At 62.3% G+C, this 22,316-nt stretch carries 27 protein-coding genes; 12 read left to right on the forward strand and 15 right to left on the reverse strand.

Translation table 11 applies throughout. From position 1 onward, the window contains the following. Window positions 1-30: 30 nt before the first annotated feature. Both RBH20_RS03485 and RBH20_RS03490 read left to right on the forward strand, forming a co-directional pair. Window positions 31-1,338, forward strand: a complete 1,308-nt coding sequence (locus RBH20_RS03485) for an MFS transporter (protein ID WP_306705542.1) — start codon at window positions 31-33, stop codon at window positions 1,336-1,338. Between the two features lie 79 nt (window positions 1,339-1,417). Then, window positions 1,418-2,062: a phosphoribosyltransferase gene (locus RBH20_RS03490; RefSeq protein WP_306705544.1), complete on the forward strand. Its 645-nt coding sequence runs from the start codon at window positions 1,418-1,420 to the stop codon at window positions 2,060-2,062. Window positions 2,063-2,086: 24 nt separating this feature from the next. On the opposite strand, the gene RBH20_RS03495 is transcribed toward RBH20_RS03490, so the two are convergent. The 5 genes from RBH20_RS03495 to RBH20_RS03515 form a co-directional block, all read right to left on the reverse strand. Next, complete coding sequence (locus tag RBH20_RS03495; protein ID WP_306705546.1) at window positions 2,087-3,214, reverse strand: M20 family metallopeptidase; 1,128 nt, start codon at window positions 3,212-3,214, stop codon at window positions 2,087-2,089. Next, the gene (lysA, locus tag RBH20_RS03500) at window positions 3,214-4,449 is read right to left on the reverse strand and encodes a diaminopimelate decarboxylase (RefSeq protein WP_306705548.1); all 1,236 of its coding nucleotides are present in this window, start codon (window positions 4,447-4,449) and stop codon (window positions 3,214-3,216) included. Before lysA ends, RBH20_RS03495 begins: the two co-directional genes overlap by 1 nt. 207 nt (window positions 4,450-4,656) lie before the next feature. Continuing rightward, window positions 4,657-5,136, reverse strand: coding sequence for a Tfx family DNA-binding protein (locus RBH20_RS03505; RefSeq protein WP_373567947.1), 480 nt, complete (start codon window positions 5,134-5,136; stop codon window positions 4,657-4,659). 124 nt (window positions 5,137-5,260) lie between these two features. After that, the gene (locus tag RBH20_RS03510; RefSeq protein WP_306705552.1) at window positions 5,261-5,632 is read right to left on the reverse strand and encodes a hypothetical protein; all 372 of its coding nucleotides are present in this window, start codon (window positions 5,630-5,632) and stop codon (window positions 5,261-5,263) included. A 1-nt stretch (window position 5,633) separates the two neighbouring features. Next, window positions 5,634-7,160 (reverse strand): aldehyde dehydrogenase, encoded by a 1,527-nt coding sequence (locus RBH20_RS03515; protein WP_306705554.1) that lies wholly within the window; start codon window positions 7,158-7,160, stop codon window positions 5,634-5,636. Window positions 7,161-7,529: 369 nt separating this feature from the next. Between RBH20_RS03515 and RBH20_RS03520 the strand changes: the two genes are divergently transcribed. Beyond that, window positions 7,530-8,648 (forward strand): polymer-forming cytoskeletal protein, encoded by a 1,119-nt coding sequence (locus RBH20_RS03520; protein WP_306705556.1) that lies wholly within the window; start codon window positions 7,530-7,532, stop codon window positions 8,646-8,648. A gap of 28 nt (window positions 8,649-8,676) precedes the next feature. On the opposite strand, the gene RBH20_RS03525 is transcribed toward RBH20_RS03520, so the two are convergent. The 4 genes from RBH20_RS03525 to dapA form a co-directional block, all read right to left on the reverse strand. Beyond that, window positions 8,677-9,204: a hypothetical protein gene (locus RBH20_RS03525; protein ID WP_306705557.1), complete on the reverse strand. Its 528-nt coding sequence runs from the start codon at window positions 9,202-9,204 to the stop codon at window positions 8,677-8,679. 370 nt (window positions 9,205-9,574) lie between these two features. Beyond that, complete coding sequence (locus RBH20_RS03530; protein ID WP_306705559.1) at window positions 9,575-10,405, reverse strand: 2,3,4,5-tetrahydropyridine-2,6-dicarboxylate N-succinyltransferase; 831 nt, start codon at window positions 10,403-10,405, stop codon at window positions 9,575-9,577. Window positions 10,406-10,818: 413 nt separating this feature from the next. Further along, entirely contained in the window at window positions 10,819-11,568 is a 750-nt protein-coding gene (gene dapB / locus RBH20_RS03535; RefSeq protein WP_306705561.1) for a 4-hydroxy-tetrahydrodipicolinate reductase, read from the reverse strand. Beyond that, complete coding sequence (gene dapA, locus RBH20_RS03540) at window positions 11,565-12,485, reverse strand: 4-hydroxy-tetrahydrodipicolinate synthase (RefSeq protein WP_306705563.1); 921 nt, start codon at window positions 12,483-12,485, stop codon at window positions 11,565-11,567. The genes dapB and dapA overlap by 4 nt, the downstream gene beginning before the upstream one ends. Window positions 12,486-13,710: 1,225 nt before the next feature. On the opposite strand from dapA, the gene RBH20_RS03545 reads away from it, so the two are divergent. Beyond that, the gene (locus RBH20_RS03545) at window positions 13,711-14,208 is read left to right on the forward strand and encodes an NYN domain-containing protein (protein WP_306705565.1); all 498 of its coding nucleotides are present in this window, start codon (window positions 13,711-13,713) and stop codon (window positions 14,206-14,208) included. Window positions 14,209-14,356: 148 nt separating this feature from the next. Here the strand turns inward: RBH20_RS03545 and RBH20_RS03550 are convergent, their stop codons facing one another. Beyond that, a complete protein-coding gene (locus RBH20_RS03550) occupies window positions 14,357-14,539 on the reverse strand; it encodes a hypothetical protein (protein WP_306705567.1) in 183 nt (60 codons plus the stop codon). Window positions 14,540-15,130: 591 nt separating this feature from the next. Here RBH20_RS03550 and RBH20_RS03555 point away from each other — a divergent pair. Together RBH20_RS03555 and RBH20_RS03560 are read left to right on the forward strand one after the other, a co-directional pair. Then, entirely contained in the window at window positions 15,131-15,598 is a 468-nt protein-coding gene (locus RBH20_RS03555; protein WP_306705569.1) for a PUA domain-containing protein, read from the forward strand. Window positions 15,599-15,717: 119 nt separating this feature from the next. After that, the gene (locus RBH20_RS03560) at window positions 15,718-16,203 is read left to right on the forward strand and encodes a hypothetical protein (RefSeq protein WP_306705571.1); all 486 of its coding nucleotides are present in this window, start codon (window positions 15,718-15,720) and stop codon (window positions 16,201-16,203) included. On the opposite strand, the gene RBH20_RS03565 is transcribed toward RBH20_RS03560, so the two are convergent. Further along, window positions 16,204-17,154 (reverse strand): AEC family transporter, encoded by a 951-nt coding sequence (locus RBH20_RS03565; RefSeq protein WP_306705573.1) that lies wholly within the window; start codon window positions 17,152-17,154, stop codon window positions 16,204-16,206. It lies immediately after the preceding gene. 146 nt (window positions 17,155-17,300) lie between these two features. Between RBH20_RS03565 and RBH20_RS03570 the strand changes: the two genes are divergently transcribed. The 4 genes from RBH20_RS03570 to RBH20_RS03585 all read left to right on the forward strand — a co-directional run bounded on the left by RBH20_RS03570 (window position 17,301) and on the right by RBH20_RS03585 (window position 19,083). Then, window positions 17,301-17,690, forward strand: a complete 390-nt coding sequence (locus tag RBH20_RS03570; protein ID WP_306705576.1) for a nascent polypeptide-associated complex protein — start codon at window positions 17,301-17,303, stop codon at window positions 17,688-17,690. Window position 17,691: 1 nt separating this feature from the next. Continuing rightward, on the forward strand, window positions 17,692-18,414 hold the full coding sequence (locus RBH20_RS03575; RefSeq protein WP_306705578.1) for a methyltransferase domain-containing protein: 723 nt from the start codon (window positions 17,692-17,694) through the stop codon (window positions 18,412-18,414). A 76-nt stretch (window positions 18,415-18,490) separates the two neighbouring features. Further along, window positions 18,491-18,700, forward strand: a complete 210-nt coding sequence (locus RBH20_RS03580; RefSeq protein WP_306705579.1) for a hypothetical protein — start codon at window positions 18,491-18,493, stop codon at window positions 18,698-18,700. A gap of 2 nt (window positions 18,701-18,702) precedes the next feature. After that, a complete protein-coding gene (locus tag RBH20_RS03585; RefSeq protein ID WP_306705581.1) occupies window positions 18,703-19,083 on the forward strand; it encodes a hypothetical protein in 381 nt (126 codons plus the stop codon). Here the strand turns inward: RBH20_RS03585 and RBH20_RS03590 are convergent. The 3 genes from RBH20_RS03590 to RBH20_RS03600 form a co-directional block, all read right to left on the reverse strand. Beyond that, window positions 19,064-19,675 (reverse strand): hypothetical protein, encoded by a 612-nt coding sequence (locus RBH20_RS03590; RefSeq protein WP_306705584.1) that lies wholly within the window; start codon window positions 19,673-19,675, stop codon window positions 19,064-19,066. The genes RBH20_RS03585 and RBH20_RS03590 overlap by 20 nt on opposite strands. 9 nt (window positions 19,676-19,684) lie before the next feature. Beyond that, on the reverse strand, window positions 19,685-20,011 hold the full coding sequence (locus RBH20_RS03595) for a transcription factor S (protein ID WP_005535365.1): 327 nt from the start codon (window positions 20,009-20,011) through the stop codon (window positions 19,685-19,687). A gap of 116 nt (window positions 20,012-20,127) precedes the next feature. Continuing rightward, a complete protein-coding gene (locus tag RBH20_RS03600; RefSeq protein ID WP_306705586.1) occupies window positions 20,128-21,222 on the reverse strand; it encodes a hypothetical protein in 1,095 nt (364 codons plus the stop codon). A 133-nt stretch (window positions 21,223-21,355) separates the two neighbouring features. Here RBH20_RS03600 and RBH20_RS03605 point away from each other — a divergent pair, with 133 nt between their 5' ends. Both RBH20_RS03605 and RBH20_RS03610 read left to right on the forward strand, forming a co-directional pair. Beyond that, window positions 21,356-21,643, forward strand: coding sequence for a DUF5789 family protein (locus RBH20_RS03605; RefSeq protein ID WP_306705587.1), 288 nt, complete (start codon window positions 21,356-21,358; stop codon window positions 21,641-21,643). A gap of 160 nt (window positions 21,644-21,803) precedes the next feature. Then, complete coding sequence (locus RBH20_RS03610; RefSeq protein ID WP_306705589.1) at window positions 21,804-22,004, forward strand: hypothetical protein; 201 nt, start codon at window positions 21,804-21,806, stop codon at window positions 22,002-22,004. Between the two features lie 98 nt (window positions 22,005-22,102). Here RBH20_RS03610 and RBH20_RS03615 read toward each other — a convergent pair whose 3' ends face one another. Further along, on the reverse strand, window positions 22,103-22,267 hold the full coding sequence (locus RBH20_RS03615; protein ID WP_005535361.1) for a hypothetical protein: 165 nt from the start codon (window positions 22,265-22,267) through the stop codon (window positions 22,103-22,105). Between the last annotated feature and the right edge of the window lie 49 nt (window positions 22,268-22,316).

Consider the following 22,316-nt stretch of genomic DNA (forward strand, 5'->3'; position numbering starts at 1 on the left):
GACGAGTGTGGCCGCCTTCGTTGGCAGTAGATGGTTCTCGGCACTGACACGCGGGTTCTGACGCTGGCGTTCGCCCGGATGGCGGACGCACTGGGCAACTCGTTTCTCATCATCGTCCTTCCTCTGTACATCGCCAGCGGGCAGGTGTCGCTCGCCGGCATCGCCGGCCAACAGGTACTCGGGCTCACGCTCCAGACGGAGACGCTGATCGGGCTGGTGCTGTCCCTGTTCGGTCTGCTGAACAGTTTCGGCCAACCCTTTACCGGGCGCCTCTCGGACCGGACCGGCAAGCGCCGGGTTTTCGTCCTCACCGGCCTGGTACTGTTCGCTATCGGAAGCGCGGCCTACCCGTTCCTTTCCTCGTACTGGACGGTCCTCGCCGCGCGGGCGTTCCAGGGCCTTGGTGCAGCCTTTACCATTCCGGCGACGGTCGCACTGGTCAACGACTACGCCGCGAGTGATGCGGAGCGCGGCGGGAACTTCGGCGTGTTCAACACCTTCCGGCTCATCGGCTTCGGCTTCGGGCCGATAATCGCCGGCGTCGTCATCACTGGCGGACTCGCCGCGAACGACGTGGTGACCTACCGGGTCGCCGGCACCGCTATCTCCGGCTTCACCGCTGCCTTCGCTATCGCCGTTCTGGGCGCTGTTGTGAGCTTTGCCCTCGTATGGGCGCTGATTCAGGACCCGCCGTTCGAGGCAGAGGCCGGAAAAGACCTCTCGATAGCGATTCTGGACCGAAACGGCGAGGGGCTGGATTCGGTATTCGTCCTCGGCGTCGGCACGTTCATGATGGCGTCCACTATTGCGTTGTTTGCCACGCTCGAGGGACCGGTCCGGATGCGGCTGGACGAATCGACCCTGTTTTTCAGCGTTCAGTTCGCCGCCGTCGTCATCGCAAACGTCGTCTTTCAGGTGCCCATCGGCCGGGCGAGTGACCGGTTCGGCCGGCGACCGTTCATCGTCGCCGGGTTCGTCATCCTTGTTCCGTCGGTGTTCGCACAGGGAATCGTGACAGGCCCGTGGCTCATGCTTCTGGCGCGGTTCGTTCAGGGCATCGCCGTCGCGCTCGTGTTCGCCCCGTCGCTTGCTCTTGCTGGTGACTTGGCTGGTGCCCGCGGGTCAGGAACAACGCTATCTGTCCTGACGATGGCGTTCGGCCTCGGCGTCGCTATCGGGCCGCTGGCGTCGGGCCTGCTGTACAACTTCGGTTCGTTCAGCACGCCCTTCACCGCCGGTGCTGCGCTCGCGTTCGTCGGACTCGTCCTGACGTATACACAGGTCGAGGAGACGCTGGACCTCGGGCAGGGGTCGGACCAGCCGGCACCACAAGACTGAGCATGATGAATCCGGCCAGCCGCCAGTCGAAAAACCGCTAACCGGAATGATTAGGATGCACGACTCCATATAGTGTGATATGTTCACAGACCGCTCGGATGCGGCGCAACAGCTCGTAGCCGCGCTGCGCCAGCGGGATGTCGTCGGCGATATCATCGTCACGCTCGCACCGAACGGCGTCCCTGTCGGCAACGTGGTCGCTGACGCGACCGGACTCCCGATGGATGTCATCGTCATACAGCGTATACGCGCGCCAAACCACCCTGAGTTGACCATCGGAGCTGTCGCTCCGGGTGGCTTTTCGTGGATCAACAGCCCGATGATGCGGTTTCTGGACGTGAACTGGGAGTACGTGCAGGAGGCGAAGACGCACGCGAGTGACACCGTCGAGTCGCGAGCGGTCGACTACGGCGAGACGTGGGGGCCGCTTGACGTGGCCGGCAAACGGGTTCTGCTGGTCGATGATGGGATTCCGACGGGTGCGGCGATGCGTGTCGCAATCCAGCGTCTCCGAAAGGCAGGTGCGAACGAGATTATCGCCGCTGCCCCTGTCGCGCCGCCGGACGTGCTTGAGGAGGTACAGCGGTGGGCCGACGACGTCGTCGTCCCGCTAAAACCGGCGGCGTTTCAGGCCACCGCGGACTACTACGAGGAGTTCGACAGCGTGACAGACGAAGACGCGACGACGGCGCTCTCTGACCTCGTCCAGCGGCGGTCGGCGTAGGCCAGTCCATCGGCGAGTCGCGGCTCAGACCAGTCGTTCGACCGTCTCCCGCACGGCTCGCGCGGCGGTTCGAACTTCGGAGAGCCTGACGTACTCGCGTTTCGAGTGAGCGATAGCACCCGTTTCGTCGCTCAGGTCACCGGGGCCGAACACCACCGTCGGCCCGTTGGTTGCGAAATACGAGGCTTCCGTCGCGGCCCCGAACTGCCGGACTGCGCCGCCGCTCGCTTCTTGGAGTGTACGAACCAGTTCCGCGTCGGTGTCGGTCGCAAACGCTTCGGGAAACGGCGTATCCGGGCGGATGAGGTCCACGGTGAGGCCCATTGATTTCGGGAGCCACTGTTCGAGGTGGGCCTGCAGGTCCGCACAGAAGGATTCGCTCGTCTCTGGCGGGACGCTCCGTCGGTCGAACGTAATGGCGCACTCCGCCGGGACCTGATTGGTCGCCTCACCGCCCTCCACCATCGACGGGGTGAGAATGGGGTAGCCAAGCGTTTCGTGTTCGCCCGGCCCTTTCTTCTCGTCGTAGCTTTCCATCGCCTGCAGAATCGGCGTAGCGGCCCGAATCGCGTTGTGGCCGCTGCCGGGGTCGGCGGCGTGGGCGCTCTCGCCGTGGATGGTGACCGTTCCCTCGAACTGGCCGCGGGCGGCCGTACACACGTCGAGGCCAGTCGGCTCGCCGACGATGTAGCCATCGGCGTCGATGGTGTCCGCGAGGTGTGCGCCGCCGGTCTGTGTCGTCTCCTCGTCGGTCGAAATCGCCAGTGTGACGCGGCCGTCGTCAGGCGCAACCGTGAGGAACGCATCGAGGAGCGCCGCGAGCGGCCCTTTCGCGTCGCAGGCCCCGCGGCCACAGACGATGTCGCCGTCCCCATCACCGCCGGTGCCGTCGACAGTCTCGTCCGGCCCCGGTGGCTCTGTCCGCCGTTCGTAGGGCAGGTTCGGTGGGACGGTGTCGATGTGCGTGTTGAGCAGGATATGCGTTCCGTCGTCGTCGCCGCGGGACGCGACGACGTTGCCGAGGTCGTCTATCTCCGGGTATTCGCCGGCGTCTTCCAGCGTGTCGACTAGCAGCGAGCGGATGTCGTCGACGTGCTCGTCTGACCGTGTTTCGACCGCCCGCCGGTGGAACGAAGGAATGTCGAAGGCCATTACTGTTCCATGCGGGTCACGTCCGCCAGCGTTTCGCGCTCCCGCACGACTCGCGTTTCGCCGCCCTCGAAGGCAACCTCTGCCGGCCGTGGCTGGGAGTGGAACTGGTTCGCCAGTTCGTAACCGTACGCGCCGGCGTTGCCGATAGCGAGCAGGTCAGTTTGCTCGGGTCGAGCGAGCGGTCGGTCAGTGCAGAACACGTCGGCGCTCGTACAGCAGGGGCCGCCGACCGACACCGGTTCGGCCTCCCGTCTCGGCGCGGTGACGTTCCGAATCGGGTGGTATGAGCCGAACATCGCCGGTCGGATAAGCGTCGCCAGCGAGGCGTCGACGCCGACAACAGTCGCTGCCGGCGTCTCTTTGACCGTGTTGACCTCCGTGAGGATGCACTCGGCGTCGGCGACGACGTACCGGCCGGGTTCGAGTTTGACCTGTGCGTCGAGATCCCCGACCGCCTCGCGAACCTTCTCGCCCACGACCTCCATGTTCAGTGGCTCGACATCTTCCCGGTAGGGGACGCCGAAGCCACCGCCGAAATCGACAAAGTCTAGGTCCGCGCCGTCAGCGATGACTTCTCGGCCCATGTCAGCGACCTTCCCAATGGCACGACAGTGGTCGTCTAAGTCGTCGTGGAGGACGCCGCTGCCGGCGTGGGCATGCAGGCCGACGAGGTCGAACCGCTCGCGCACGTCGGCCGCGACCTCGGGCACCTCGTCGTAGGGAATTCCGAACTTGGCGTCCTTGCCGGTGGCGACCTTCTCGTGGTGGCCCGTTCCGATACCGGGATTGATGCGGATGGCGACCCGGCCGTCGTAGCCGCGCTCTTCGAGGCGGTCGAAGGTGTCCCGCGCGCCCCCCGTAATCGTCAGCCCGGGGTGCTCTGCCGCCAGTTCGACGGCACGGTCGAGGTCGCGGTCTGGCGGATTGACGGCGGTGTACTGGAGCGTGTTCGGGTCCGCGCCGGCGTCGATAGCTCGCTGGAGTTCCCCCCAGGCCGCACACTCGATGTCAGCGCCCGTCTCAAGCAGTTTCGACAGAACGGCCTGACCGGTGTGGGCCTTCGCAGCGTACATGACGTGGGCGTCGGGAAACGCCGCGGCGAACCGCTCGTAATTCTCGGCGACGCGGTCGAGGTCAACGACGTACAGCGGCGTGCCGTGCTCGGCAGCTACCGCCTCCAGACGCTCGTGGTCCCAGTCCGCGAGGCGGCGGACCGGCGGCGAGTCGTGGCTCATTGGGGAAACCACGGTGTCGGCGGCTAACAAGGGTTCCGTTTCGATACACACAGCGCCCCAACTGCTTACCATCTCCGCTATCGGGCGACGGTCGACTCCGGACGGCACTGTATCAATAACTCGTCTGTTGGGACGCAACGATGCATCGGTTGTGAGCCGTGCCTACCGATTCAAGACTACAGTACTGCCGTCGGACGCTGTCCCCGCTCATTCTGTGCGCTCTGCCGACCGTTCTCGAACGTGTACGACACCGTCGTTTGTCACATCAATGCGAAGTGGCACCTGCACCGTGTCCTGCTGAATCGCACCATCGACGGCGTCATCGATGAGTTGCAACAGATTCGAGGAGCCGTAATTGACCTCGACTCCGGCTTCATCGCAGGCGGCATACACCGTCTGGGGAATATCGTAGATGTCGGTCCCGACCGCAATGTCGACACGAACGGGTGCAGTCAGGGTGTTCGCGAAGGCGACTGTCTGGCGTGCCTTCTCGACGTTTTCTCTTGCATTGCGCTCTATACTTGAAATATTCGCGCGTGACGTGCCGAGCAATTCCCCGATATCACTCTGACGGACATCCTTTTCGCGTAGCGCAAGCACCTCCGCTTGCCGGCGCGTTAGCACGCTTTCATCTGCATCAAAGCCGACAGCGGCAAGTAGTTCGTCGGGATCGATTTGCTCATCCATAGCCACAGGTCGGCAGCCGAAGTGAAAATAACGTTGTTGCCAGCCGCGAGCTATCATCCCTGAATGTATTTAGGAGGCTGGAGTGCTGACCCTGAGTGACAGCACAGACTGCTGACTACCGAGTTCACTGTTCGGTAACGGACACAGTGCCTGGCGACTCCCAGCGGGTCACCTCGCCGCTTGGATGGCGTGCCATGACAATCGATTCGGCGTCGTGTGACCGGGCGAACCGCTTTACGATGGCAGTTTCGGTGAAGTCATCCGGGGCATCGATGTACACGCGTCTGGTCAGCCCATCCGTGTGCAGTGAAACCCACCCGGCCAGCGCCAGTTCGGTCTTAGGGTCAAATGTGCCCTCAGCAGCGTCGGGCACCACCGCCCGGCACAGCCGCTCGTGCATCCCTGACGGGACGACGTATTTCGTCCCGTCGGGGGCGATGGACACGTTCGCGGCTTCAATCTGTCCGGGCTGGACTTGCGGGAACGGAACGTTCACATCAATCGAGTGAGATGTTCACCGTCTTCGTCTGCGTGTAATGGTCGATCGTTTCCTCACCGATCTCTCGACCGATTCCCGACTGTTTGTAGCCGCCAAACGGCTGTCCCGCCGGGAAGTCGTTGTAGGTGTTGACCCAGATATTCCCGGCTTCGATGTCTTTTGCACACTGGTGCGCCTTTGAGAGGTCTTCTGTGAGGACCCCTGCTGCGAGACCGTAGTCGACATCGTTCGCCAGGTGCATCATCTCATCGTACTCGCTCCAGCTGAACACTTCTTGGACCGGGCCGAAGATCTCCTCCTGGACCGGCTTGCTGTCGTGGTCAATCTCGTCAATGAGTGTCGGCGCGACGAAGCAGCCATCCGAAAGGGCTTCGTCGTCCGGCTGACTTCCCCCGGTGACGAAGGCTGCCCCTTCCTGTTCTGCCTCCTCAATGTAGCCCAGCGTCCGCTCGACCTGCTCCGCGGTCACTTTCGGGCCGAGGTCTGTCGACTCCAGCAGTGGGTCGTCAACAGTCAGGTCCTCAGCCGCAGCCGCAAGCTCATCCAGGAACTCGTCTTTGATATCTTCGTGCACGAACAACCGTGACCCGGCACAGCAGCACTCACCGGTATTAAAGAATATCGCCGTAATCGTTGTCTGGACGGCCTGTTCCAGGTCTGCATCGGGGAATACAATGAGCGGACTCTTTCCGCCCAGCTCCAGCGTCACGTCGGTGATACTTTCGGCGGCACTTTGCATCACCTTACTCCCGATTTCTGTCGAGCCAGTGAACGCTAGTTTCCGGATATCAGGGTGCTTTGAGAGAGGTTCACCCGCATCGGGGCCGAATCCAGTGACGACGTTAACGACCCCGTCAGGAATCACGTCTTCTGTGATTTCCATCAGCTTGAGAATACTCAGCGGCGTCTCCTCGGCAGGCTTCAGTACGACGGTGTTTCCAGCCGACAGCGCCGGAGCGAGCTTCCAGGCTGCCATCAGGAGCGGGAAGTTCCACGGGATTATCTGTCCAACAACCCCGTACGGCTCCCGAAGTGTCTGGACGTGCCGGCTGTCGTCAGTTTCGATGGTCCGTCCCTCGCCCGACCGAGCGAGACCTGCGAAATACCGGAAGTGGTCGATAACAAGGTCAATATCGATCCGAGCTTCGGTAATCGGCTTCCCGTTATCTAAACTCTCGAGCTTTGCGAACTCCTCGCTTCGCTCTGCAATGGCATCTGCGATACCGTCCAGCATCGCCTGGCGTTCGCCTGTAGACATCTCGCTATACGTCTCGTCGTAGGCCTCCCACGCGGCCGCAACCGCGCTGTCGATGTCCTCGGCGGTGCCGGCCTGCACTTCCGCAAGTGTTTCACCGGTTGTCGGATCTACTGTTTCGAATGTTTCCCCGCCGCTACTCCGGACCCATTCCCCACCGATGTACAGTTCACGCCGATCCGGCAGCACCTCGTTTGCCGCCTGTTCGTGACGCTTCTTTATCGCTGACTTCCGCTCCGTGGCGCTTTGCTGCTTGCTGTCACTAGACATATCTACGGCCAACATTTCATGCCATTAATACTTAAAGTTGTATGGTGGTGTGGCCAGTAGCAATTACAAAAAAGAGAATTTAGAAGAAAAAGAAACGAGTATTGGTTTCTCCTTGTCCGACACACTTCTAAAGTACAATCGACATCTCGGCTGTGCTATCGGACAAGAGGTCACCGGGAATCGCTGTCGACCTATCTCCAAAATATCGGATAGTCGACACAGACCCCTCGCTCGGTCCAATCCCCGCGGTTGATGCCCGCGTTCCGAGTGCCGATGCTCCGTGCACTCCCGCTACTCTCTTCGGGTGGTATTCTCGCTACCTGATAGTGTCAGTGTATATTTATCATCTTGCCAATAAAATCAGATTGTATGTGTTCTAGACTCTCAAGCGGTGGCCGGCAAGTCGTGACGCTCGCAATCGTATCGCTCGTTTTGCTATCAACTGTGACCGGTACCGTCGCCGCGCAGTCATATCAGGGAGCAAGCGGAACGATAATCGTCGGACCCGGCGAGACGGTCGATAGCATCGCGGGGGTCGCCGGAACGATCATCGTCCGTGGGACGGTGACCGGAGACGTCGAAACAGCGGCAGGTGCCGTCCACGTCACCGAGACCGGCAGGGTTGGTGGGGACCTCGAAGCCGCAGCAGGGACTGTCCGTATCGATGGCACTGTCGGTGGCAACGTGAGTGTCGCCGGCGGCACAGTCGAGATCGGCGAGACAGCACAGATTGGGGGGAACCTCGAAGCAGGTGCGGGTTTCCTCGCGATTCAGGGGACAATCGACGGGACCGTCCGCGCTGGCGCAGAGGAGTTCGCCCTCGGGCCAACGGCGTCGGTCGGTGGCGATGTCCGCTACGACGCCGCGACGTTCACCCGCGATTCCGGGGCCACCGTCGGCGGAAGCGTCATTCAGGACGAGAGCATCGGCGACAGCGCCGGGCCGGATTCCGGCGGGTTCACGCTGCCGTCGTGGCTCGGTGTCGTCTACAGCCTGCTCGTGAACTTCCTGCTGGGTGCGATCCTACTGGCCGCCTTCCCATCGTTTTCGACGCGCGTCGCCGGACACGTCACGGAGCACTCGGTGAAGTCCGGGGGCGTCGGCCTGTTGACACTTGTCGTCGTGCCCATCGTCCTCGTCGTCCTCCTGTTCACCATCATTGGCATCCCGCTCTCGCTGGTCGGTGCCGTCGTTTTCGGCGTCGCGGCGTGGGTCGCCGTCGTCTACGGCCAGTTCGCCGTCGGGTCGTGGGCACTCTCGCTCACTGATCGGGAGAACCGCTGGCTCGCGCTCGTCGTCGGCCTCGTCGGCTTCGCTCTCCTCGGCGTGATTCCAGTCCTTGGCGGCCTGCTCGAACTGGTTGCGTTCCTGCTCGGCCTCGGCGCGCTGGCGCTCACGCTCAGAGAGTCATACCGGAACCGCGGCACGAAGCCGTCGGGCGGCCGGCAGACGACGCTCGACGAGAGTAGCGACACTCCCGCGGCGTGAACGCCGACTGACGCAACTGCGACGCCCTTCAGGCCTCGCTCGCCACGCTGTCAGGAGCCCTGCGACCCCTGGCCGCGGCGTAGGTCCAGCCGAGGAGCAGGCCGTACACAAGGTGGGCGACGCCCACCGACGCTACGACGAGGAAGCTCCCGAGCATGCCCGGCAGCGGGACCAGCGGTTCTGGGAACGACTGGACTCCCAGTGCGCTCATCGAGACCGGGAGCAAGAACCCTGTCGAGAGCAGGCCGATCGCGGCCGCGAAGACCACGCCGGCCGCGACGCTCTCCCCGACAGACTCGATCTGGCTGTGGAACACCGGCCGGGAGACGACGAATGCGAACAGCAGGCCGGCGAGGATGCTGTTCAGCAAGTGGACGACCCACCCGCCGAAGACGGTCGGCCAGCCGTACAGTGCCCCGATGAACGGCATGAGGTTTGCTCCGGCGTGGAACACGACGCCCATGCCGACGCCGGCGACCAGCCCACTCGCACCGCCAGCGACCCATCTGTACCTCGTCACCGCCGAGACGCGAGAGACGGTGTGTCCCTGGCTCATGCGATAGTGTTTGTGATATGGTAACAAATATGTGGGCGATTGTTCACTCCGTGGTAACGGGTGCTTGTTCGCATGGCCACAGCAGCACACCCTGCGACGGTGCCCACCGTCACTCGGATACAGCACTTCACGTCTCACGGCGCTCGCCGTGTCGAGGGTCGCGCGAAGCCCGGCCCTCGCTACTCCCCGGCTCTCGCCAGTCGCCGTTCCGCCGAGGTTCTCCGCTTCGCTCAGAACCTCGCTACTCACTGATCGCTTCGCTCACCGTCCGTCTAACGAGAACCGCACCCTACGTCGCGCCTCTCGCTACTCCACGGCTCACGAGGTTCGCCGTTCCGCCGAGGCCCGCTCACTGCGTTCGCGCGCCTCGCTACTCCCGAAGCGCGTCTTCTCGCTCCGTCGCTTCCAGCGTCTCCTCCTCCACATCAGTCGCCACGACGGCTGGCTTGTACGCCCCGCCGGGGATCAAATCGTTCTCGCCGACCGAGGAGTCGACAAAGCGCTGGAACGCACGCCGCTCTGGCGGCAGTTCGCCGTACAGCACTTCATCTTCAACGAGGTCGTACACCGGAATCCGCGGTGTCAGGAGCGTGTTCTCGCCGACGATGGAACCCTCACCGACGACGAAGCCGCTGGTGACACGGCAGCCAGCGCCCAGCGACACCTCGTCCTCGACAATGACCGGTGCGTTCTCGACCGGTTCGAGTACGCCGCCGATAAGCGTGTTCGCGCCGAGTTTGACGTCCTGGCCGATCTGGGCGCAGGAACCGACGGTATCACAGGAGTCGACGAGCGTGCCGTCGCCGACGTACGCCCCGATGTTGACGAAGGAGGGCGACATCATGATACAGTCCTCGCCAAGGTACGCACCCCGGCGGATCGTCGTGCCATCCGGCGTGTTGCGGGTTCCGCGCTCGCCGAGGTCCGCGGTCTCTCGCAGCGGGAGTACGTCGTGGTAGTCAACGCCGCCGTACTCGCGAGCGACGGTCTCACGCAGGCCGAAGTTCAGCAAAATCCCCTGTTTGACCCAGGCGTTCGCCTCCCACTCACCGCCGGACTTCTCCGCGGCGCGGACCTCGCCGGCCTCCAGCGCCGCGAGGAACTCTGCAAGTACGTCGAGGTGGTCGTCTGTTGCGTCGGTCGCTGAGAGGCCGTCCTGTTTCCGCTGCCAAAGGTCGTCGATGTCGGCTTTGAGACTCATACCACTCGGTTGCGACGCCGGGGGCTTACCTATCGGGGTTTCGAGATGGGTGTGCTACCACGCAACACTTTTTCGGTGTTGTTCTTTTAGTCGGATCCGCGCCCGGAAATGTACCCACAGTCCCGGCACATGCTGATGCGTGGCGCCGTCACTTCGAATTCACTGGAACATCGTGGGCAATCGGCCGCTGGGAGTTGTACGCGCTGGTTCGTAGCCATACACGAAACTCAGCAATTCCGGCATATAAGGCTGACCGTGGTATTGAGAGAGGTCTTCGAGTGTGTATTATCACATATTCATACTTCTCGGACAGCACGTCTCAGTATGTGTCGCCGTTTTCTGCGTCGTCTAAAACAGCAATCAATTGCCAAGTACACCGCGAAAAACCGTCTCTGTTGTCTTCCTGCTTCCGTTCAGGCGTCTACAACATCGCCAAACTCGTACCAGCCAGCGTCGCGGCCGACGAGCCACGCTGCTGCATCGAGTGCGCCGGCGGCAAACACGCCGCGGTCCTCGGCGCGATGGGTGAGTGAGAGGACTTCGTCGTTGCCGGCCAGCACGAGTTCGTGCTCCCCGCGAACGTCGCCAGCCCGGCGAGCGAACACGCCGATCTCGTCGGCCTCGCGTGGGGCGTGCCCCTCTCGGCCGTACACTGGCTCCACGTCGCGCTCTTCCTGAATCACGTCGAGGATACTGCTGGCAGTTCCTGACGGCGCGTCGACTTTGCGGTTGTGGTGGGTCTCCATGAGTTCGAGGTCGTAGTCTTCGAGCGTCCCGACGGCCTCGCTGACGAGACGCTGGAGGACCTGAATCCCCTGCGAGAAATTCGTGGCCTTTAGCAGCGGAATCGCCTCGGTGGCGTCTTTCAGGCGAGCCAGCCCGTCCTCGTCGAAGCCGGTGGTTCCGACGACCATCGGGACACCAGCTTCGACGCAGGCTTCGGCGACGGTCAGCGCGCCCTCGGGGACGGCGAAGTCGACCACGACGTCCACGTCGTACTCTTGTAGCGCCTCAGCAGCCTCAGCCGGGTGGACGACAGGGACGCCGTCCACCGCGTCCGTCTCGCTGGTCGCGAAGCCGACCACGACCTCGCTGTCGGTGGCGGCCTCGATGACGGCCCCGCCCATCTGACCGGTGACACCGTTGACCGCCACTCGCATCATCGTTCGGCCTCCGCGTACTCGTCTTCGAGGTCCTCGGTTTCAAGCGTGGCAAGCACGTCACGCAGGTGATCGAGGTGTTCGTCGGACAGGCGAGTCAGCGGCGAACGGAGGTGTGCCGGGCCATAGCCCCGGATTTGCATGGCCTCCTTGACAGGGATGGGGTTGGTCTCGACGAACATCGCGCGGAACAGCGGCCCGAGTTCGTGATGAATCGCCCGCGCTCGCTCGAAGTCGCCGGATAGCGCCGCACCGACCATGGCGCAGGTACGCTCCGGTTCGATGTTGGCCGAGACGGAGATACAGCCGGTCCCGCCAACTGACAGCATCGGTAGCGTCATCCCGTCGTCGCCGGACAGCACCGCGAAGTCCTCGTCCCGCGTGCGTTCGATAATCTCGGATATCTGGTTCATGTCGCCGCTTGCGGCCTTGTATGCGCGGATGTTCGGGTGCGATGCAAGTTCGGCCGCCGTGTCTGGTTCGATGTTCTGGCCCGTCCGCGAGGGGACGTTGTAGACGATCTGTGGCAAGTCGACGGCGTCGGCCAGCGTCGTGTAGTGGTCGATAAACCCCTGCTGTTCGGGCTTGTTGTAGTACGGCGAGATGAGCAACAGGGCATCAGCGCCGGCCTCGGCGGAGCGCCGCGATAGCTCCAGCGCTTCCTTGGTGTTGTTCGACCCTGAGCCGGCGATGACCGGCACGGCGTCGACGGCGTCGATGACCGCCTCGACGACCTCGATGTGTTCGTCGTGGGAGAGCGTCGCCGATTCGCCAGTCGAACCGACGGGCACGAGTCCGTCCACGCCGGCGGATTCGAGCCGCTTGGCGTCTTCTCTGAGTGTTTCGAAGTCAATACTGCCGTCCTGATGGAACGGCGTGCACATCGCCGGGAACACGCCGTGGAAGTCAATCGCTGTCATTGCTGAGTGTGTGGTGTCGCTGTGGGTTCGGTTGTTCGATCGGAAACGGTGCGGAAGCCGGCCGATACCGCCGGCTGTTGTGTGTCAAACGACCTGACCCGAGACGGAGTCGCCACGTCCGCCACGAGTCGCTAAAACGTCGGTTTGCGCTTTGCGCGGACGACGCCCTCTCCGGGGAGCCACGAAGCGGTTCCGGACTGACGGCGTCGTCGCATGGTCGAGTAACTGCGTGTGACCGACTTAGCTTTTGTGTTCTCACTGTCCCCGTTCACAGTACGCTCGAAGGGCTATCGTTGACGGAGCGACTGCATTTTGTTTATTTGCGTCCTGCCTGAAACAACCGGCCAGCAGACGTGCAAAGAATACAATTGAACCAGTGACGAACGCTAACAAAGACACAACGGATATAAGATATTGCACAGAAGATGGGCTTGCTTACTCGTCTGATGAGTTAGGATACTAAAAAGCACTCCTTATATATTTCAGTAATTGCGTAAAATGGAATCAACATCGAAAAATCGATTCAGTGGCCGCGCTCTCATTATACTTGCAGTAGCATCGTTCATTATATCCGGTCTACTCATTGGTGCTCCCTCGGAGCCGACGAACTCAGCTTTCACCACAGAGACGAATGGATCGCAAGTCTCTCCCGATGCTGAAGTAGTCAGTTACAATAACCTTTCAGCAGCGGGCCAAGACGTGTTCGACCAAACACTCCGTGCTGATGGGGCTGCTACAGTGCATCAGTCACCGCCAGATTTTGACTATCTAGGTGACACGATGGACTATACCTACGTCGAAAAAAACGGGAGTATATACACTATAGGCACTGGATCAAATACATGCAGGGTGTGTGCCTTCGTGGAGACAGTTAGTATCGTGACTGGACTCGCGGGGGTCATCCTGTTGCTGTGCGGAGTATATCGCTTGGTGAGCGGGGAGGCTGACGCTACATAGAGATGATGACCGGTAGAGCGTCTTTTGACGGTCTGGTTTCAATTTGGCCGCAGGTTTCGCTCACGACCAATTCTGATCAACGTTAGAGCTTTTATAACCTATGAGTTATAATCACTGCACTGTCCGACTGTCTGGTCTCTATATTGATATATTCTCTCCACGACTAGAATTGCTGAATGTACAACAACTGGTCAGTTGGAGCATAATTACCCCGTGATTTCACGTTTTTATCCCGAAAGCATATTCCGGCCGATAGCCAATACCTGATATGACAGTTTCCCAGCCGGGACAGCGCGTGGCCGTACTGGCCGACGCGCAAAACCTCTATCACACTGCCCGGAGCCTTTACTCGCGGAACATCGACTACGGGGCACTACTGGAAGAGGCCGTTGACGGCCGCGAACTGACCCGTGCTATCGCCTACGTCATCCGAGCTGACTCGCCCGAAGAAGAGTCGTTTTTCGACGCGCTCGTTGATATTGGCTTCGAGACGCGCATCAAGGACATCAAGACGTTCCAGGATGGATCGAAGAAAGCCGACTGGGATGTCGGGATGAGTCTCGACGCGGTCTCCTTGGCGAATCACGTCGATACGGTAGTGCTCTGTACCGGCGACGGGGACTTCGCTCGCGTGTGTCGGTATCTCCGCCACGAGGGCTGTCGTGTCGAAGCGATGGGGTTCGAGGAGTCGTCTTCTGAAGACCTCAAAGCGGCCGTTGACGGGTTTATCGACATGAGCGACGATTCCGACCGGTTCCTGCTGTAGCCGAACCAGTGTGTGGGCGTTCATTCCGCTGCTGTGCCAATTGCTGGTACGACTACGTAACTGAACGCCCCTGCGGTTTCCTGCGGTTCAACGGACTTACAGCTACGGTGTTTGGGTTGCTGTCGAATAAAAAAGGCTCTCTCGGCGGTTAGACCGGGCGACCGTCTTCTGACGTTCCAACGAGGAGGGCTCCGGCAGCCAGCCCCAGTGCAGCCAGCACTCCGGCAGCGGCCGGGATACCGATGTCGATTGCCCCTGTACCAAGGATGAGCACAGTGCTGATCACCAGCAGCACAGCGCCCAGAATTACTTTTCGCGTGTCCGTAGCCATATCACCTGTTTCTAAGAAGTCATCCGGTATAAATTTCCCCAAAACCGACGGAGGAAAGTATGGTACAAGACAGCAATGCTCAATATTTCTCTTGAGGGACACCGCTTCTCCGGCCCGGCGGAGCGGTATTTCGGGCCCACCTGCATAGCTGAAGCAGTACATACATCCCCTCGTAGTGCCCCCGACCAGTTGGGTCACAGAGACGACGTGTTGCCACGTGCTGAAGCGTGTCGGTACACCCTCGCGGCTGCTCGTCACGGAACAGGCGCGAGATAGAGACCCACTGCAGTTCCAGGCATCGTAGTCGGACCTCCGACCACGGATTGGATACAGAGGCACACGCCCCGTACACTCGGGCCGGGGCGACTGACGGAACGAACCAATGGCATTCCGGTTCGAGTCTGTCACCCAGAGGGCCGGACCGTTGATTCGGAACGGACTGGGGGGAGTGGCACTCAACATCGCCACACGATTTGCGTCGGCCGTGGTTCGGGCAGCCACGGTCTGGCACACATTTCGATTCGGATTCTACTGGATAGTGGCACGGACGGAACCGAAAGGCGGTTTATCACCCGGCATCGAACACGGGCAATGAGTGACGATGAGTTCCGCGGGCTCCGGCGTGCAGCCGACTACCAGTTCGGCGGTGGCGGCGGGACAGCGCTGTTCGCAGATCCCGATACCCTTGACGTAACACACACCAGTTCCGGCCGTCCGCGGCAGGTCCATGACACGGATGGCCGCATCGCCACATACGGCGACGATGGGCGCTTTCGACTCGGACTCGCTGGGGGGAACCGGCTCCTTGATTCGTTCGACGGGACGCGACACCGCGTAGTCGTCGGCGACGAGAGCGAGCCGTTCATCCGCGAGGGCCGCAACGCCTTCGCGAAATTCGTGCAGTCCGCCGACAGCGCCCTCCGTCCGGGGGACGAAGCCCTCGTTGTCCATGAGAACGGCTATCTGCTCGCCGTCGGCCGCGCGGAACTGCCCGGCAGCGGTATGGACGACTTCGAGACGGGGATGGCGGTGAAAGTCCGGCAGGGCGCAGAGGACTGAGACGGAGTGGCGTCGTGATCTTCTGGTATGTGCCGACCTCGGGGTTGGCACTCTCCAGACCTGCTCGACACCACCTTGTATGACAGAAAGCATTTGCTACTCCCGTCGGGACGAGCGATATGCGCCGCCGCACGCTCCTCGCCGCGCTCGCGCTCTCTCCAGTCACCGGCTGTGTTGCGCCCGGTGACGACACAGCGACGAACAGCTCAACGCCACCGGCAGCCACAGCGACGCCAACGGAACAGTCGACAGCACCGGTGAGCGAGACACCACAGAACACGCCGACACCGACAGTAACGCCCGCCCCCGACGACCCGATCCTGTTTGTTGTCGACAACGACACGGACAGTGAGCAGACTGTCACACTCACCATCACACGGGACGAAACGACGGTTCTCGATGAGACGGAGACGCTGGCTGCTGGCGAGTCTGCCGAGTATGACCCGATGATCGGTACGACCGGCGAATACACGATTACCGTGGAAGTTGTCGGCGGCCCAAGCCGAACTATTGAACGGACGATTGGTCAGTTCGCGGTTAGCAACGGCTCGAATTACTTTGTCGATATTACCGCCGACGAGATTAGGATATACTGGGAAGAGTAGTCACAGCACCAGTCCGGACTGCAGCAGCCACACCAGCAGCGTGACCGTTACCGCACTTGCGATGGTCGTCAAAAACACCGTTGCGCTGACGAGTTCACCCGGCGACTGGTCTCCTGCCCCGTGGCTGAACGCGCCAACGAGGATAATTGTCGTCACGCCGGTCGGCGTTGCCAGCAGTAGTACGACCACCTGCGCGACCGTCTGGTTCTGGAATCCGACCGCAAGCACCGCGGCGAACGCGAGCACCGGAGCCAGCAGGAGTTTCAATGCGCTGGCGATACCGACGGACCGGAAATCGCTGTCCCCGTCGACGTTCGATAGCTGGATGCCCAGAATGAGCAACATCACTGGAATCGACGCGTTGCCAAGCAGTTCCAGCGTCTGCATCACTGTCGACTCCGTCGGCGGCACCGCGCCGACCCATCGGAGTGCCAGCGCCACGATGACGGCGTAGATGAGTGGCACACCGAACACGCGGCGCATATCCGACAGCGGGCTGCCGCCGCTACCCCGGGCGGCAATGTAGATGCCGACGGTGTAGAGCAACACGCCCTGCAGTGCAGTCACGAGGACAGCCGTACTGCGCCCGGTCGCGCCAAAGGCGAAGTCCGCCAGTGGAATGCCGTAGTTCCCAGTGTTGGGGAAGATCGACACGAGGACGAACGCGCCCAGAAGCGGTTCCGAGTGTCCGGTCAGGCGGCCGACGCCCTCCGCGAGGAGGAGCATCGCGGCGGTGAATAGCACGATGGCGAGGACGACGCTCAGAATTGTGTCGCTGGCCAACGTGGACGTGGTCAGGCTGTGGACGACGAGCGCCGGCGCGAGGACGTACACCGTGATGGTGTTGAGCGCGTCGGGGTCGGTGCCTTTCAGCCGGCCGAGCGCAAAGCCGGCCGCAGCGACGGCGACGACTGGGAGAATCGCTGTGGCGAAGATAGACAGCAGTGACACGGCGGGGATGCACGGGCGAGCCTTAGAATCGTTACGAAGCCGTGGGTGTGTGCCGGTTTCGTCCGGGCAGCAGGCCGCTCTCGCAACGAACGTCGGCCCGAGCCCGGGTCGCTACGCTTTTCTGCCCTGCCCCGCCAGTCCTACGTATGTTTGGCGGAGGCGGCGGGATGAACCCGCGCAAGATGAAGCAGATGATGGAACAGATGGGCATCGACATGGAGGATATCGATGCGCAGGAAGTAATTATCCGCACCCCGGACGAGGAACTCGTCTTCGACGACGCGGAGGTCCAGCTCATGGAAGCGCAGGGCCAGAAAACGTATCAGGTCGTCGGCGATCCCGAGAGCCGCGAACTCGGTTCCGGCGAGGGCTCGGCCGCGGCTGACGACGCCGACGAGAGCAGCAGCGACGACGGCGTCGACGAGGACGACGTCGAACTTGTCGCGATGCGGGCCGGCGTCGACGAAGATACCGCGCGAGAGGCGCTCGAAGCCAACGACGGCGACCTCGCGGACGCGGTCGACGAACTGGAGTAACGTGGCGTACCTCTTCGTCCACGAAGACCGCGAGTACCTGCTGGACCCCGGCGAGCGGTTCGAATCCGACCTCGGCATTCTGGAAGTGCCTGAGGACGTGGAACCGGGCGATGTCGTCGAGACGCATCTGGGCACCGGCTTCACCGTCCGCCGACTGCGTGGTCCGGACCTGTTTACCCACCTCGAACGCACCGGCGCGCCGATGATGCCTCGTGACGTGGGGCTAGTCGTCGGCAAGACCGGCGTGGCAGCGGCAGATCGCGTTCTCGATGCCGGCACCGGGACCGGCATCCTCAGCGCGTACATGGGTCGCATTGGCGCTGACGTGGTTACTTATGAGCAGGACCCGGAGTTCGCCGAGGTAGCGCGACAGAACATGGAAATCGCCGGCGTTGCGGACACTGTCGATGTCCGGACCGGCGACATCACCGATGACCTCGACGACCTTTCGGGCTTTGACGTGCTGACGCTTGACACCGAAGACGCGCCCACTGTCGTCGAGCGAACGCCCACGCTGCTGGACCGCGGCGGGTCGCTGGCAGTGTACTCGCCGTTCGTGGAGAACACGCGCGAGGTCGTCGCGACGGCCACCGAGGTCGGCCTTGACGGCGTTGAGACGCTCGACACCATCCAGCGGGAGATGGACTTCGACGACCGCGGTTCGCGCCCTTCGACCGGCGGCGTTGGCCACACTGGCTATCTGACGTTCGCGCGGCGTCCCTGACAGTGCCTGTCAGTTCTGCCAGACCCCTGTTGTTGGGGTCGGCTTTAAACATGTATGAGTACGTATGGGATACTGCATGAGCGAATCAGAAACGCCGATGGAGACGACAACCTGGCCAGACCTCGCAATCGGGCTCTACGACCGTCTGACTGGACGCAACGCTGAAATAACGTACGACTTCGATGACATGGAAGTCGATGTCCCAAGCAAGGCCGGCGATGACGCCGACCACGCTCGCTGGCGGGTCGATGGCACGCTGACTATCACGACACGCGATAACGACTGACAGTGGTCACCACGGCGAAGGCGGTCGGTGATCTGTTCGACCTGATCGAGCGAAAACCGGACCTCCTCGTCGACGCCGACCTGACCGTCGAGCGGGACGGGGTCGCGTTCACCGTCCGCGGATACGACGATCTCGTCGCTGTCGACCTGCCGTCGTTCGGGGCGGCGCTCGATCTCTGGCGGGATCGGCTGGTCGAGGGACGGGACGCCGCCACGGCGCTGGCTGCTGCCGGACTGACGGCTGAAATCCGCGTTCGCGGAGCGCCCGTCGCCCGCCTCGGTGCGGACGCCGTGCCGAGTTCGCTCGCGAAGCGACTCGGTCTCGGGCCGATCCAACTGTTCCTTGACGGCGCGCTCTTGGCGATTACGCCACGGCGCGAATGAGGGAAAGCAGTTCGGTCCGGTAGTCCGACGGCGTCCGCCGCAGCGGTTCAGGCGGATTTTCCACATTCAAAAGTGTCGCCAGCGACCGGTCGGGATACGCTCCAGCGGCGATCCGGAACCCGTCGCTGTGCCAGACGCCGACCCAGCCGGTAATCGACAGCGTCGCGTCGGTCGCTTCGAGATCGAGTTCGGCGCTGTAGGTCCGGAGCCGCGCCCGGTCGCCGCTGTCCACGCGGACTCGTTCTCTCCGCCCCCGTTCGATGGATTCGAACCCCCTGTCGGCCAGTTCATCGGCGAAAGCCGACTGGGCCTCCGAGCGGACCGTCGGGAGAATCATCGCCGGGCCGATACCCGGCGCAAGCGGCGGGGTAAACGACAGTGCGGTCGCGAAGAAGAACCGCCACTGGTGGTCAAGCCCGATGGCGTCTCGGACAGCCTCACGCGTCTCGGCAGCATCGTACACCTTCGTCGCCCCTTCGACGCGGGCCGTTGGTAATTGAAAGACTGTTTCGACGCTCTCGTCGACGAGCTTCCAGCCACCATCGCGCAACTGGTCGGTCGGCACGTCCGGGTACGCGGGGTCAGTGGGCACGGGCTGGCCTCAGTGGTCGTCCTCTCGCCACTTGTGTTCGCACTCGGTGCAGGTGAAAAAGCGCGTCTCGGATTCGTCGGCCGCGCGGATCTGCTTCATCTCGTAGAAGGCCCGCTCGTTCCCACATTCGGGACAGCGAGCGCCCGTCGTCGGCCCCATGTCTTCGGCATCGACCTCGGAGGTGTCGACGACTTCCGACTCCTCCTGACCCTGCGTGGTGACAGCCATCTCCTGTTCGGTCTCGGCGTTTCGAGCCTTCTCGTAGCCGCAGCTACCGCAGACCCAGCGCTCGTCGTCCGTTTTCATCATCGAACCGCATTCGTCGCAAAACTCCATTGTAGTACCACCGTTTGCTTGCCGACCGTGTTAAACACCCGGTTTCGACCGGGCCGTTCTCTCTCCGTGTTGCCGTGTAGTGCAGAACGAACAGCAAAATCGGCGTGTCGACCGTCTCAGTCGTTGCGAACCCACGCCGAGCAGGCTTCCATGTCGTCCATGACCTCGCCGTGGAACGAACAGTACGGCTCAATGTCGCCGTCCTGCATCACGTATTCGAAGTGCCGGCAGTTCCCGCAGTAGGTGTCCGGTTCGCCCTGATGGACCGCCGTCTCGGTAATCGCGTCGCGTCCCGTTGTCGCCGCCCCGCCGTCGGTCGACGGCGATGCTTCCGGGCCTGCCTCAGCAATCCTTGGGTCGAGTGCGTTCTCAGAGGGGCCGGTCTGGTCCGGTCCACTCGACGCGGTGTTTTGCTGACCGGTGCTCGAACGACTGTTCGCCTGACGGCCTGATCGTCGCTCCGTCGCTGTACCGCTATCTGACTGTGGTGAAGACCGCGTGCTGCGGTCAGACTGCGTGTCTCTCGTCGGTTGCCGACGGCGGCTGTCGGCCGTGCGCGTGTCGCCCGAATGCTGTCCGGTCCCGCCATCGCTGACAGCGCCCTCTGTACCTGCCCCCGGTCGATTCGTCTGCGTCTCAACCGTGCCGTCTGGGTCCTGTCCGAAAAACCCGATGCCGCCCAGCCCCGGGAGCGTTCGTGCTTCCTCAACGAGGCGAATTGTCCCTTCCTCGGTAACTTCCATGCGTGCCGTCCCGCCGGGGTCGTTTCGCGTCTTGAACGTCGCAAGCGACGCGAACAGGCACCAGAACGTCGTTACGATACCAGCGAAATAGACAACGCCGGTAAGCAGTGCCAGCAGCGGGTCGCTGCTGGTCCAGCTGTAGGGGTACAGCGACCGGAACAGGCCGACGCCGGCCGCCGCGACACCCGTTCCGCCGAGCGCGGTCAACCGGATCCGACGACTGGCCGGCAACACCGCGAACACGCCGAGAATAACCGACGGCAGCCCGAGCCCGGCGATGATGCCGGCGACTCGCCTGGCTGCGTAGGCGTCCAGTCCGTATCTGTTTCCGACGGCGGTCGTTGCGAGCGCGATTGCCCCGACGAGTCCGGCAACACCAACGAGAAACAGAGCCGTCCCGACGAGTTGCTGGCGACGCGATGCGACGCGTCCAACCTCCCCTTCGTACACGTCGGTGAGACTAGTCATGCAGTACACTACTGCTACATCAGATAAAACTACCCGTCAGACAGATGCATGACGCGGGCACGCGCGTACGCAGTCCGATAGGTACGCGAGCCGTTCCGAAAGCACTAATCGGACCCACGGGCACTGTCCGAGTATGAGCGACGACGAAAGCGAGGACGCGGAGGAGCCGGCTGTCGAACTCGGTGACGGACCCGACGTTGCCGGTGCGCCGCTGTCCCGCGTCTCGGCCCGGCTCACCTGGGGCATCGAACACAGCACCATCGTCGACCGCGAAGGTGACACGACGATTCGGACGCCCGACGGCCCGCAGGAACTGGCAACGGTGCTTGAGGATGTCGGCGTGCCGTATTTCTCCGACCGCCATGAGTTCGAGAACGCGGTCCGAGACGTCATCGGGACCGGTCCCGTTCCGACTGAGTAAGCTGGGTAGCGGACTTTTGTCTGGCCAAAGATGGCCACACTAGCTGGTCCAGCAGCGGTCCATCCGACGACATTGCCCGTCTGGCACCTGCTGTCTGCGTGGCACTCCGCCATCATGTTTGAACCGCAGGGTTTGATACCGTTTGTTGCGGAGACAGCGTGTGTTCCATAGTGGTGGGCTATCCTGGAAAGAGCGAACCGCATTCGCTATCTGGGGATTCGGGGTAATCATCGTACTCCGAACTCTGTACGATGTATTCAGCGTAGAGGGGCGCGAGTTAGCTATCGTGGCCGTCGTCTTGTTCTTTGGCTCGTTCTACGGCGTGTTCATGCCAGTCTGGCGGCGGCTCTCAGCGACGTGACTCACAAGAAGAGGTGCCTATACGGACACAGCGGCGTCAACGGTCCGACGCAGCACGGTCCGCTACCGTAGCGTCACAACACAACAGCTTGCGACCAATTACCGCATATTTTCGAGCGCGTACACCGTGTCGGAGATAATCCACTCCGTCTCACAGTCGGCGTGCTCAATGCTGAGCGCGTTGAAGGTCTCTCGCCCGTCATCGACCGTTATTTCGAACGCTCGGCTACGAAGCGACTCCGGGTGGGGACTCGGTGGGGACACACATCCTCCTCATAGGGTGGGACCGATAAACGAGTCGATTCGCGGCGAG

The sequence above is a fragment of the Haloarcula sp. H-GB4 genome, from assembly GCF_030848575.1.
In the GTDB taxonomy this organism is placed as follows: Archaea; Halobacteriota; Halobacteria; order Halobacteriales; family Haloarculaceae; genus Haloarcula.